At 65.0% G+C, this 11,042-nt stretch carries 13 protein-coding genes; 1 reads left to right on the top strand and 12 read right to left on the bottom strand.

The window, feature by feature from the left end; translation table 11 throughout:
* Positions 1-19 precede the first annotated feature (19 nt).
* From A6A05_RS22275 to A6A05_RS18315, 7 genes are all read right to left on the bottom strand, one after another.
* The gene (locus A6A05_RS22275; RefSeq protein ID WP_425411951.1) at positions 20-184 is read right to left on the bottom strand and encodes a HEPN domain-containing protein; all 165 of its coding nucleotides are present in this window, start codon (positions 182-184) and stop codon (positions 20-22) included.
* Positions 185-237: 53 nt separating this feature from the next.
* The gene (locus tag A6A05_RS18340; RefSeq protein WP_245644367.1) at positions 238-600 is read right to left on the bottom strand and encodes a nucleotidyltransferase family protein; all 363 of its coding nucleotides are present in this window, start codon (positions 598-600) and stop codon (positions 238-240) included.
* Positions 601-650: 50 nt separating this feature from the next.
* Positions 651-1,457 carry a glycosyltransferase family 2 protein gene (locus A6A05_RS18335; RefSeq protein ID WP_068504382.1) on the bottom strand — a complete coding sequence of 269 codons (807 nt, stop codon included), beginning with the start codon at positions 1,455-1,457 and terminating at the stop codon, positions 651-653.
* A gap of 82 nt (positions 1,458-1,539) precedes the next feature.
* Positions 1,540-1,761, bottom strand: coding sequence for a GDCCVxC domain-containing (seleno)protein (locus tag A6A05_RS18330; RefSeq protein WP_068504380.1), 222 nt, complete (start codon positions 1,759-1,761; stop codon positions 1,540-1,542).
* On the bottom strand, positions 1,758-4,832 hold the full coding sequence (locus tag A6A05_RS18325) for an efflux RND transporter permease subunit (RefSeq protein WP_068504378.1): 3,075 nt from the start codon (positions 4,830-4,832) through the stop codon (positions 1,758-1,760). Before A6A05_RS18325 ends, A6A05_RS18330 begins: the two co-directional genes overlap by 4 nt.
* A 1-nt stretch (position 4,833) precedes the next feature.
* On the bottom strand, positions 4,834-5,937 hold the full coding sequence (locus A6A05_RS18320; RefSeq protein ID WP_068504377.1) for an efflux RND transporter periplasmic adaptor subunit: 1,104 nt from the start codon (positions 5,935-5,937) through the stop codon (positions 4,834-4,836).
* Positions 5,938-5,942: 5 nt separating this feature from the next.
* Positions 5,943-6,482 (bottom strand): TetR/AcrR family transcriptional regulator, encoded by a 540-nt coding sequence (locus A6A05_RS18315; RefSeq protein ID WP_068504374.1) that lies wholly within the window; start codon positions 6,480-6,482, stop codon positions 5,943-5,945.
* 112 nt (positions 6,483-6,594) lie between these two features.
* Here A6A05_RS18315 and A6A05_RS18310 point away from each other — a divergent pair, with 112 nt between their 5' ends.
* Entirely contained in the window at positions 6,595-7,437 is an 843-nt protein-coding gene (locus A6A05_RS18310) for a carbohydrate kinase family protein (RefSeq protein ID WP_068504373.1), read from the top strand.
* Here the strand turns inward: A6A05_RS18310 and A6A05_RS18305 are convergent.
* The 5 genes from A6A05_RS18305 to fliN all read right to left on the bottom strand — a co-directional run bounded on the left by A6A05_RS18305 (position 7,434) and on the right by fliN (position 10,897).
* Positions 7,434-8,345 carry a nickel/cobalt transporter gene (locus A6A05_RS18305; protein WP_068504371.1) on the bottom strand — a complete coding sequence of 304 codons (912 nt, stop codon included), beginning with the start codon at positions 8,343-8,345 and terminating at the stop codon, positions 7,434-7,436. The two genes, A6A05_RS18310 and A6A05_RS18305, sit on opposite strands and share 4 nt — an antisense overlap.
* Positions 8,333-8,914 (bottom strand): DUF1007 family protein, encoded by a 582-nt coding sequence (locus tag A6A05_RS18300; RefSeq protein WP_068504369.1) that lies wholly within the window; start codon positions 8,912-8,914, stop codon positions 8,333-8,335. Before A6A05_RS18300 ends, A6A05_RS18305 begins: the two co-directional genes overlap by 13 nt.
* Before the next feature lies 1 nt (position 8,915).
* Positions 8,916-10,085 carry a cystathionine beta-lyase gene (gene metC, locus A6A05_RS18295; protein ID WP_068504367.1) on the bottom strand — a complete coding sequence of 390 codons (1,170 nt, stop codon included), beginning with the start codon at positions 10,083-10,085 and terminating at the stop codon, positions 8,916-8,918.
* Between the two features lie 64 nt (positions 10,086-10,149).
* Positions 10,150-10,647, bottom strand: a complete 498-nt coding sequence (locus A6A05_RS18290; protein WP_068504366.1) for a GNAT family N-acetyltransferase — start codon at positions 10,645-10,647, stop codon at positions 10,150-10,152.
* On the bottom strand, positions 10,634-10,897 hold the full coding sequence (fliN, locus tag A6A05_RS18285; RefSeq protein ID WP_068504364.1) for a flagellar motor switch protein FliN: 264 nt from the start codon (positions 10,895-10,897) through the stop codon (positions 10,634-10,636). Before fliN ends, A6A05_RS18290 begins: the two co-directional genes overlap by 14 nt.
* Positions 10,898-11,042: the final 145 nt, after the last annotated feature.

The raw sequence follows: 11,042 nt of genomic DNA, 5'->3' as shown, positions 1-11,042 counted from the left end.
CCGCCACCACCAACGCCAATCAGGCTGGCAGAATCTCAGAGCAAGGGCCGCTCGAACAGGCGGCCGTCACCGGGGGGATACTCAGCAACAGGCCCTTGATGATCTTCTCGGCGGCCTGCTGACAGTGGAAAGCGGCCGGATCGATCAATGGTGGCTCGCATTTCCGCCATGCAAATATCTTCATCGGCCTTGGCGAACCACTGGCCGGCTTCTGCCCATTGCCGCAGGGTTTGCGGGTCAGGGTCGCTCATAGACGACCACGCCCTCAGTCAGGACGGTGTGAGCGAATGAACCGATCGCTCGTGCCCGTTCCTTAAGCACTCCCTCGCGGCACGGCAGGATATCGACCGGCTCGTGATAGCCCGCTCGGGCGGAATGGATCACCTTGGCCGACATCATTTCCGGCGGCGCGTCGTTGTCTAATTCCACCACAAGATCAATATCGCTGTCCAAGCGGGCATCACCACGTGCCCGGCTGCCGAACAGGATGACCCGCCGGGGGTGGAACACCGACACCACCTGATTCAACAACTGATCCGGAACCGAACTAACCGTCGCCATCACGTCCTCGATTTTGCCCGGTGCGATGACCAGAGACACATCATGCCATCGGCCCTGGGTGCGGTCACTATCTTCGCAAAGCGCCGGGACTACATTCCGAGGGCCTTGCGGTGCCTCTGCTCCAGTTCGGCCATATAGTGGCGCTGAGGAACCCGTGCCATGAAGGTTCTGTCCCTCAGGTGATGGATTGCGTAATTGGAATTGATATCCTTGAGGTCACGGCTGAACCCCCGGCCGAAATCTTGATGGTAGAGGGCCGTGAAGGTCGCCAGGTCCTTTTCCAGCGAGGTATGCTTGTGGGCCGATTCCTTTGATGTCGGCACCAGCTTGTTCGGCGCAAGATTGGCTTCGTACAGCAGTTCGCATCTCCCCCCCCCCCCGGCCTTCCATACCCGCATCGCCAGATCAGGGTCGCCGAAATGGGCGGTAAAATCCGGTGAGAAGAACCCGCCGATCGCTTCCGCCGACTGGCGGGACAGAACCGGGAAGTAGGGGTAGTACAGCCCGTAGACGGCTCCGAACCAGGGTGATTGCGGTCTGTTGATGCCTGCGCAGAACGGAAAATATTGTGTTTCGCGCTGTTCGATGAACGACTGGACCGGGGTCAACCAGCCATCAAGGGCGATGTGGTCGTCGCTCATTGCGACGATGATGTCGCCCGATGACGCCTGGTAGCCCATGGCATGGGCGGCGCAATTTCCCTTCGGCACCTCTTCCTTGACGTGGACGATGTTCTTGCCCTGGACAGGAAACGGCGACACGACGACGATTTCATAACGGACATCGTCGCTGCAGGCGACGATGCTTTGCAGAGCCGCCCCGGCCAAGTCAGGCCGGATGGTGGGCAGGATGATCGAAATAAGTTTGTCGCGACTGGAATTGCCTGGATTACCCATAATCTTTGATCACCGTGACATTCGTACAATGCCACTTCTCGTCGCAGAAAATCCTAACCAAGTCCAGTGCGTCATCGCCCGCTTATTCCTCATTCCCGCACGAACACGACCGCCCAATCTGGCTGTCCGGGCAGGGCACGTCGCCATAGGCGCAGAACACGCAGCATTCGCCCTTGGGCGGGTGCATGACGTGGCCGCAGGCCTTGCAGGTCAACGCCCACAACTGGCCGGGCATCTCTTCTTCCTGCCGGGCGCCGCAGGCCGGGCAGGTGACAGTCGAGGTGGTGAACCAGCAATCGCTCATTCGGCCGGCTCGGCGATCTTGTGGCCGTCCTCGGCGGCCTTTTCCGCCCGGCCCCGTTCGGTCGCCAGGAACGAGTAGATCACCGGCAGCACGAACAAGGTGAACAAGGTGCCGATGCTCATGCCGGCGACGATCACAACGGCGATCGAGAAGCGGCTGGCCGCACCGGCCCCGCTGGCGATCAGCAGCGGCACCAGGCCGGTGACCATCGCCGCCGTGGTCATCAGGATCGGCCGCAGGCGCAGGCTGGCCGCCACCTGGACCGCCTCGATGCGGCTAAGGCCGTCTTGTTCCTGGCGCTCGCGCGCCACCTCGCAGATCAAGATGCCGTGCTTGGTGATCAGGCCGATCAGGGTGATCAGTCCGACCTGGGTGTAGATGTTCATGCTGGCCACCCCCAGGGCCAGCGGGATCAGCGCGCCCGACAGCGACAAGGGCACCGACACCAGGATCACCAAGGGGTCGCGGAAGCTTTCGAACTGGGCGGCCAGCACGAGGAAGATGATCACCAGGGCGAACACGAAGGTCACCGCCAGGGAACTGCCTTCCTGGACATACTGGCGCGACTGGCCGGCCTTGTCGGTACTCACCCCTTGCGGCAGCACTTCAAGGGCGATGCGGTCCAGGAAGTCCAGCGCCTGGCCCAGGGTGACGCCCGGCATCGGGAAGGCCTGGATGGTGAAGCTGTTCAACTGGTTGAACTGGTTCAAGCTGACCGGCTTGACGGCGGCCGACAGGGTCACCAGCGACGACAGTGGAATGGCGGCGCCGTCGGTGGCGGTGACGTGGAAGCGGCCCAGCTGGCGCGGGTCCAGGCGGAAGTCGCGCGACACCTGCGGGATGACCTGATAGGACCGGCCCTGCAGGTTGACCAGATTGACGTAATTGCCGCCGGTCATGGTGGCCAGCGCCTCGCCGATCTGCTGCATGGTGACGCCATAGGCGGCGGCCTTGTCGCGGTCGATATCGACGATGGTCTGCGGGCTTTCGAACTTCAGGTCGGAATCGATGAAGGCGAACAGACCCGACGATTGGGCCCGCTTCATCATCTCGGCCTGCAGGTCGTTCAGCACCCGGTAGTCGCTGGTGGCGGTGACGGCGAACTGTACCGGCAGGCCGTCGGAACCGGGCAGGGGCGGCGGTGCGAACACCGACGCCTTGACCCCCGACACCTTGTCCACCGCCTGCTGGAAGATCGGCGTCAACTCCTTGGTTGACCTGGCCCGCTGATCCCACGGCTTGGTGACGGCGCCGCCGAAGCCCTGGTTGACGGCACCCATGCCGGCGATCATGAAGGTGTCGCGGATTTCCGGGAAGCTGCCCAGGGCGTGCTCGACCTGATGGAGGAAGGCATCCATGTAATCGATGTTGGCCGAGGCCGGTCCGGTGAAGGCGGTGAACACCACGCCTTGGTCCTCTTCTGGCGCAAGTTCGGTCGGCACGGCCTTGAAAAGAAACGGTAAAACGGCAACAACAATCAGTGTAAACGCCACGGTTGACGAGCGGTCGGTCAGCGAGGCTTTCAGCCAGCGCCCATAGCGGGTCTGGATGGCGGCGAACATTTTGTCAATGCGGGCTGACAGGCCCTTCTTGTCGTCGTCATGCTTCAGGATGCGCGAGCACATCATCGGCGACAGGGTCAGGGCGACGATGCCCGACACGATCACCGAGCCGGCCAGCGCCATGGCGAATTCCTTGAACAGCGCGCCGGTCAGGCCGCCCATGAAGGCGATGGGGGCATAGACGGCGGCCAGGGTGATGGTCATCGAGATGACCGGGGTGGCGATCTCGCGGGTGCCGACGATGGCCGCCTGGAACGGCGACAGGCCTTCCTCGATATGGCGATGGACGTTTTCCACCACCACGATGGCGTCATCGACCACCAATCCGATGGCCAGCACCATGGCCAGCAGGGTCAGAAGATTGATGGAAAAGCCCAAGGCCAGCAGGAACAGCGCCACGCCGATCAGGGACAGCGGCACCGTCACCACCGGGATCATCACCGAGCGCACCGAGCCCATGAAGGCGAAGATGACGATCATCACGATCACCGCCGCTTCCAGGATGGTCTTGATCACCTCGCGGATGGCCGCCTCGATGAAGATGGTGGAATCATAGGCGACCTGGGCGGTCAGGCCGGGCGGCAATTGCGCCTCGATGGCCGGCAGGGTGTGTTCGCGCACCTGACGGATGACCGTCAGCGGGTTGGCCTCGGGGGTGGTGTAGATGCCGACGAAGATGGCCCGCTTGCCGCTGGCATAGACCGCCATGTCGTCGCTTTCCGCCCCCATCGACACCTCGGCGACGTCGGCCAGGCGGATCAGGCTGGTCCCCGAATGGCGGATCACCAGCTTGCGGAAATCGTCGGCGGTGGTCAGGTCGGTCTCGGCCTGGGTCGAGACGACGTCGAAGGCGCCCTTGGTGCTGCCCGCCGCCGAGGAATAATTGTTGCTGGTCAGTGCCAGCTTGACCTCGTCGGCCGAGATGCCGAACTGGGCCAGCTTTTCCGGGTCCAGCCACACCCGCATCGAGAATTTCTGGCCGCCGTAAACCGCCGGGTTGGCGACGCCCGGCACCGAGGCCAGCTTGGGCTGGATCACCCGGTTGACGTAGTCGGTGATCTGTTCCTGGCTTAAGCGGTCCGACGAGAAGGCCAGATAGGCCGAGGCGAAGGTCTGGCCGGTTTCCTTCTTGATGACCGGGTCGTTGATGCCCCGGGGCAGCAGCGAGCGGACCTCGTTGGTCTTGCTCATCACCTCGGTCATGGCCGCGTCGGGGTCCTCGTTCAGGCGGACATAGGCCTTCACCTCGGACACCCCCTGGAACGAGCGCGACGTCAGGTAATCCAGCCCCGACGCCGTCGCCATGGCCTTTTGCAGCGGCTGGGTGATGAAGCCCTGGATCAGGTCGGCATCGGCACCGGGATAGGTGGTGGTCACCGTGATCACGGTGTTCTTCATTTCCGGATACTGGCGGACCGGCAGCATCATCAGGGCGCGCAGGCCGACGAACAGGATCAACAGGCTGACCACGCTGGCCAGAACCGGGCGTTTGATGAAGATGTCGAACATCTCAGTTGGCCTTTGCCGATTGTTTCAGGGGATCGGCGCCGTCCATCTGGACCTTCGATCCGTGCTCCAGCTTCAACTGCCCGGCGGTGACCACCAGGGCGCCCGGCTTCAGGCCGCTCTTGATCACCACTCGGCCATCCTTGCGCTCGCCCAGTTCGACCACCACGCGGCTGACCTGCTTGCCCTCGGGCCCGTCCTCGACCACGAACAAGGCGTCGCCGTGCAGGTTGTAGGAAATCGCCTGGGCCGGCACCGTCACCACCTGTTCGGTGCCGCGCCGGGGGATCTCGATGCGGGCGAACATGCCCGGCCGCAGGCGGCCTTCGATATTGGGGAAACGGGCCTGGGCGGCGACCATGCCGGTCTTGGCCTCGACCTGGGGCTCGATGGCGGCGATGGTGCCCTCGAACGCATGGCCGGGCCAGGCGTCGGTGGTCATGCGCACCGTCTGGCCGGGGGCCAACGCCGCCAGGTCGCGCTGCGACACCGTGAAGTCGGCCAGCATGGTCGACAGGTCCTGCAGGTTGACGATGGCCTGGCCGGGTTGCAGATACTGGCCCAGATCGATCTTGCGCACGCCCAAGATGCCCTCGAACGGGGCGGTGACCGATTTCTTGTCGACAAGGGCGCGGATGCCGGCGACCTTGGCCTCCTTGACCTTCAGCTCGGCCTCGGCCTTGTCGACGGCGGCCTTGCTGACCGCGTCGGTCTTGACCAGGGTCCGTTGGCGGTTGGCCGAGATGCGGGCCAGGTCGGTATCGGCCTGGGCCGAGCGCAGGTCGGCCATCTCGACATCGGTATCCAGGCGCAACAGCACCTGGCCCTTCTTCACATTCTGACCGGATTGGAAGCTGATATCCTTGACCAGACCGGCCCCTTGCGCGGCGATATCGACGCCGTTGACGGCGGACAGGGTGCCGACCGCCGACAGGCTGTCCTGCCACGAGGTCAGCTCGGCCGGCTGGGCGGTGACGGCGATCACCGGCTTGGGCATGTTGGCGAAGTAATCCTTGATCATCTTGTCGCGGAACTGGACGAAGCCCAGGACGCCGCCGAACACGATGGCGCTACCGGCCAGCATGATGCCCATGCGCTTGACGTTCATGATCCTTACTCCTTCAGCAGGTCGAGAGCGGCCTGCTTCAGGCGCTCGGCATCTTTTTCGCAGCCCTGGCACAGGCCGAGGATGCGCTGGAACACGACCCCGTCCATGGCCGAACAGACCAGGGCGGCCCTGGCGGGATCGGGGCTGTCGCTCATCACGCGCTCGACCCATTCGGCGTACTTGGCCTGGATCGGCGCCATCAAATCGGGATTGACCGCCATCGCCGCCAACAGGGCGCCGCTGACCGGATCGCCGGCCGGGCCCTGGGGGTCGAAGGCGGTGTGCACCACGGTCCGGGCCCAGCGATAGGGGCCTTCGGGCTGTTCGGCGTAATAACGGTGGTGAAGCGCGTCGCAGGAATCGGTCATGCGTTGGACCATGCCGCGAATCAGATCGTCCTTGCTTTTGAAGTGGTATAATACACCGCCCTTGGACACTCCTGCGACGCGGGCGGCCTGGTCCAGCGTCAGCTTGGCGACGCCGTGGTCGCGCATGATCGACATGGCTGCGTCGAGGATCTTTTCGCGGGTGGATGGAGTGGTCATGGACTGGCTGGCCTTACTGTACCGTCTGGACGGTTTATATGGCGAGACCATCGCCTCAGTCATCCCCTGATAACGTCAGGGTGGGTATGCATAAAGGAAGGGGGAGCGGATCATGGCGCGGATCGTGGTGGTAGGCAGCGTCGCCACCGACGAGGTGGTGCGGTTGACCGAACGGTGCCGCGAAGGGGCGCATCTGAACGGCACCATGGAGGTGCCGCGCTTAGGCGGCGGCGGCGCCAACAGCGCGGTGGCGCTGGCGGCGGCCGGCCATACCGTTACCCTGGTCGCCGCCGTCGGCGAGGACGATGACGGCGATTGGCAGATCGAGGCTCTGGCGCGATCGGGCGTCGATGTTTCGGCGATCCGCCGGGTCAAGGGCGGCAGCACCCGCTCGATCGTCATGGTCGATCCCATCGGCGAGCGGACCATCGTCAATCTGGGTCGCGCCAAGGAGGAACAGCCGCCGGCCCGCCTGCTGGATATCCCGGCCGACCTGGTCTATGTCCGCACCCGCGCTGTCGGGCTGGCGCCGCTGCTGGCCGAGAAGGGACGTTTTTGCAAGGTGGTTGCGCATATCCCGCCGATCGAGCCGGGGGTGTTTCCGGCCCAGGTGATCGTCGCCTCGGCCTCGGATTTGCCGCCCGATCTGCTGGCCGAGCCGGTCACCGCCGGCCTGATGGCCGCCGGCACCCGGCTGGAATGGATGGTGCTGACCCGGGGCGCCGACGGCGCCGAGGCCTTTTCCGCCGCCCGCCATCTGCGCCAGCCCTCACCCGAGGTGCAGGCCGTCGATTCCACCGGGGCGGGTGACGCCTTTGCCGCCGGCCTGTGCCACGCTTTGGTCGGCGGCGCCGAGATGGAGGACGCACTGGCGGTGGCGGTCAGGTGGGGCTCGGCCAAGGTCGGCCAGGACGGCTCGGCGCTGGCGCCGGAAACGGTGGCTGGGTTGCTTTAACCCGTCAGCGCCGGGCCGTTGACCCAAACTCCGGCCAGCAGGCTGATGCCCAGCAGGGTGATGGCCAGGGCGCCGGCCAGACCCAGGACCCGGCGCCAGGTATCCGACTTGGCCGAGGCGCCAAACAGGCGCTCCAGCAGGCGGTTGAGGCCCAGGGCCGACAGGCCGATGCCCGACACCGTCAAGGCCACGCCGACGGCCATGGCCAGGGTGGCCAGGATGCCGACCCACAACAGGCCGCCCGCCAGGGTGAACAGCAGCACCAGGATGGCGCCGGAACAGGGCCGAAAGCCCACCGCCGCCGCCATCGCCCACAGGCCGCGATCCTGCTGGTGGTGATGATGGTGAGCGCATTGGGGGCCGTGTTCATGGTGGTCGTGATCGTGGCCGCAGCCATGCTTGCCGCGCAAGGCCTGCACCAGCATGAACAGCCCAATGGCGGTGATCAGGCCATAGGAGGCGACTTCCAGCCAGGCGGCGTGGGCCATGACGTCGCGAGGCGCCAGCGACAAGGCGCCAGCCAGCAGCAGCACGGCGGCGATGGCCGATCCGGCCTGGACCAGCGCCGAAAGGGCGCACGCGGCCAGTCCATAGGCGATGCGGGCGCGGCGGCTGGCGAACCAGGCGCCGATCACCACCTTGCCGTGGCCGGGGCCGATGGCGTGGAATATTCCGTACAGGAAGGCTGCCAGCATCAGGGCCAGGGCCGGCTCGATGGCGCCGGTCTCTTTCATCGCCGCCAGGTGCTGGCGCATCTCGGCGTTCAGGGTGCGCTGGAAGGCGAAGGCCCATTGGGCGATGGACCGCAGCGGTTCGGGCAGGTCGAAGCCTGATCCGGTCGGCGGCGGCGACAGCGCCGCCCAGGCCCAATTCGGCAGCAGGCACAAGACCAGGCTTAGGGCTCGCATGTCACCACCATCTTCTTGGGATAGGCGGCGCCGCCCAGCAGCGGGGTGGCGCGGTCCTCGCTCAAGGTCGCCCGGCAGCCGGCCGAGCCGTCGCCGACCAGACGGATGGCGGCGTCGTTGGGGATGTCGATGTCGATATAGAAGCTTTCCTCGTAGGTCGAGACCTTGAAGGCGTGGCTGCGCGGATCGATCGGCTGGGGCAGGGCCAGCTTGAAGCCGTAGATCAGGGTATCTTTTTGCACCAGCAAGGTGAAATTGCTGGCACGCGTCCACTGGACCGGCTGGCCGTCGATGCTGGCATGGGTGAAGTACTGGTGCTGGGCGGTGTCCTGGAAGGCGTCCCTTTCGATGTCGGCGATTTCCTTCGCCGACAGGGTGGCGTTCTTGTCCTTGTCGAAATCGGCGACCAGCGAGCCGGAATAGACCGGGTCGAACTTCCAGCCGATCTGCAGGGCGGTGATCAGCCCCTTGTCGAACAAGACGATGATGTGGGCGTCGATCAGCACATGAGGGTGCGCCCAGGCCGGCCAGGGCAGCAGAAAGGCCAGGAGCAATGCCAGCCGCCGCATGTCAGGCAGCCGCCTTCAGCCGCGCGAAGCCGGCTTCCAGGTCGGCCTGCAGGTCGGCCGCGTCCTCCAGCCCGGCATGGAAGCGCAAGGATGGCCCGGACGGCGCCCAGGAACTGGCGGTGCGGATGATGGAATGACCGGTGGTCGGGATCACCAGGCTTTCGAACCCACCCCACGAGAAACCCAGCTTGAAATGGCTGAACCCGTCCAGCATGGCATCGACCGCTGCCTTGGTGGCAGGCCTCAAGATCAGCCCGAACAGGCCGCAGGCGCCGGTGAAGTCGCGCTTCCACACAGTGTGGCCGGGGTCCGATGGCAGGGCAGGGTACAGCACGCGCTCGATCTCGCGGCGGGTTTCCAGCCACCGGCACAGGGCCAGCGCGGTTTGGCCGTGGTGACGCAGGCGGACCGGCAGGGTGCGCAGGCCGCGAAGGCCCAGATACAATTCCTCGGCACCCGGCGAATGGCCGAAGGCGGCGACCGAGCTTTTGACCTTCAGCCAGCTTTCCTCGGTGGCCAGGGTGATGGCGCCCAGCATGGCGTCGGCATGGCCGACCACGTATTTGGTGCAGGCCTGGATCGACACGTCCACCCCATGGGCGAAGGGCTGGAAGGTCAGCACGCCCCAGGTATTGTCCATCATCACCACCGCGCCGGCCGCGTGGGCGATTTCGGCGATGGCCGGGATGTCCTGAACCTCGAAGGTCAAGGACCCGGGCGATTCGGTGAAGACGACCCGGGTGTTGGGCCGGATCAGGCCAGAGATGCCGGCGCCCACCAGCGGGTCGTAATAGGTGGTCTCGATGCCCAATCCGGTCAGCACCGAATCGCAGAACTTGCGGGTCGGGAAATAGGTACTGTCGACCATCAGCAGATGGTCGCCGGCCTTCAGGAAAGCCAGCAATGCGCCAGTGATGGCGGCCAGGCCCGACGAGGTGGCGACACTCTTATGGCCGCCCTCGACCACCGCCATGGCTTCCTCGAAGGCGAAGGTGGTCGGCGTGCCGAAGCGGCCGTAGCGCACGCCCTCGAACGGATGCTTGCCGCTGGCCTCCATCGCCGCCACCGACGGGTGCAGGATGGTCGAGGCGTGATAGACCGGCGGGTTGACGGCGCCGAAATGCCGCTCGGGGTGGCGGCCGGCATGGACGATCTGAGAGTCTTTTTTCATGGTTCCGTCGGGCAGGCAGGGATGATCTGCCCGGATGGTGGCACCAAGCGGCGCCGGATTCCAGTTAATCCGCCGCCAACGTCAATTGGGCCAGGATGTGGCTGTCCCGCGTGGTCGGCACGAAGCCTGCGCCGCGCCGGCGCCAGAACTCTTGTCCGTCTTGGTCGTCCTTGCGGCATTTGCTGCCCAGGACCGTGATTCCCTGGCGAATGGCGATGGCGATGATGGCGTCAACCGCCGCGTCCTCGATTCCCAATTCCTGGTACGCTTTGGCGACGATCCAGCCGCAGCGGGCGGTTCGGGCATCTTGGTCGATATGCGACAGCGAGATGTTGCCGACCACCTTGTCGCCGTCCAGGAGGACCACGTAATTGACGGCCTTGTGCTGGTGGCACCATTGGATGGCGTAGTCCAGCGCCTGTTGGCCGGTGCTGGCGCCCCCCATGTCGGTATTGAGAATGTCGGCCAGCGCATCGGCCAAGCGCGACAGCTCGGCGGTATTCAGCGGCGAGCCGGGGGCGAAGGGAACCAGCGAAATGCGGCCAGGCTCAATCGGCGGCACGCTTCAGGACCTCGGTGACGGTGACGGCCAGATGGTCCTCGACCACCACCACTTCCGCCTTGGCGATCTTCTTGCGGTTGACGTACAGATCGACCGGGTCGTTGACCTTGCGGTCCAGTTCCACCACGGCGCCGCGGCCCAGCTTCAGAAGCTGGGCGATCGGGAGGTTGGCGGTGCCCAGCACGGCATAGCATTCCACCGAGACGTCATAGACCGCCTCTTTGCCGCCCACCATCGTATCGTTGCCCATCGCCGGCTGCCCTTAGCTATTTGGTTCCAGTCTGATCATAGCGCCGACAATGGTTAAGGGAGGCTTACCCCCATAGGCGTTAACATAGCCTGGACAGGCGGGCGTGAGCGTGATTCAAGATGGAATGACTCATCCATCATGCCCC

It is taken from the genome of Magnetospirillum moscoviense (assembly GCF_001650635.1).
Classification (GTDB): Bacteria; Pseudomonadota; Alphaproteobacteria; order Rhodospirillales; family Magnetospirillaceae; genus Magnetospirillum; species Magnetospirillum moscoviense.
Note: the sequence above shows the minus strand (reverse complement) of the source record. Positions and strands in the feature narration are given on the sequence as shown.

Excerpts from the sequence above, each read along its gene's own strand:
- A6A05_RS22275 (WP_425411951.1), bottom strand. The coding sequence starts at position 184 with ATGAAGATATTTGCATGGCGGAAATGCGAGCCACCATTGATCGATCCG.
- A6A05_RS18335 (WP_068504382.1), bottom strand. The coding sequence starts at position 1,457 with ATGGGTAATCCAGGCAATTCCAGTCGCGACAAACTTATTTCGATCATC.
- A6A05_RS18330 (WP_068504380.1), bottom strand. The coding sequence starts at position 1,761 with ATGAGCGATTGCTGGTTCACCACCTCGACTGTCACCTGCCCGGCCTGC.
- A6A05_RS18325 (WP_068504378.1), bottom strand. The coding sequence starts at position 4,832 with ATGTTCGACATCTTCATCAAACGCCCGGTTCTGGCCAGCGTGGTCAGC.
- A6A05_RS18320 (WP_068504377.1), bottom strand. The coding sequence starts at position 5,937 with ATGAACGTCAAGCGCATGGGCATCATGCTGGCCGGTAGCGCCATCGTG.
- A6A05_RS18315 (WP_068504374.1), bottom strand. The coding sequence starts at position 6,482 with ATGACCACTCCATCCACCCGCGAAAAGATCCTCGACGCAGCCATGTCG.
- A6A05_RS18310 (WP_068504373.1), top strand. The coding sequence starts at position 6,595 with ATGGCGCGGATCGTGGTGGTAGGCAGCGTCGCCACCGACGAGGTGGTG.
- A6A05_RS18305 (WP_068504371.1), bottom strand. The coding sequence starts at position 8,345 with ATGCGAGCCCTAAGCCTGGTCTTGTGCCTGCTGCCGAATTGGGCCTGG.
- A6A05_RS18300 (WP_068504369.1), bottom strand. The coding sequence starts at position 8,914 with ATGCGGCGGCTGGCATTGCTCCTGGCCTTTCTGCTGCCCTGGCCGGCC.
- metC (WP_068504367.1), bottom strand. The coding sequence starts at position 10,085 with ATGAAAAAAGACTCTCAGATCGTCCATGCCGGCCGCCACCCCGAGCGG.
- fliN (WP_068504364.1), bottom strand. The coding sequence starts at position 10,897 with ATGGGCAACGATACGATGGTGGGCGGCAAAGAGGCGGTCTATGACGTC.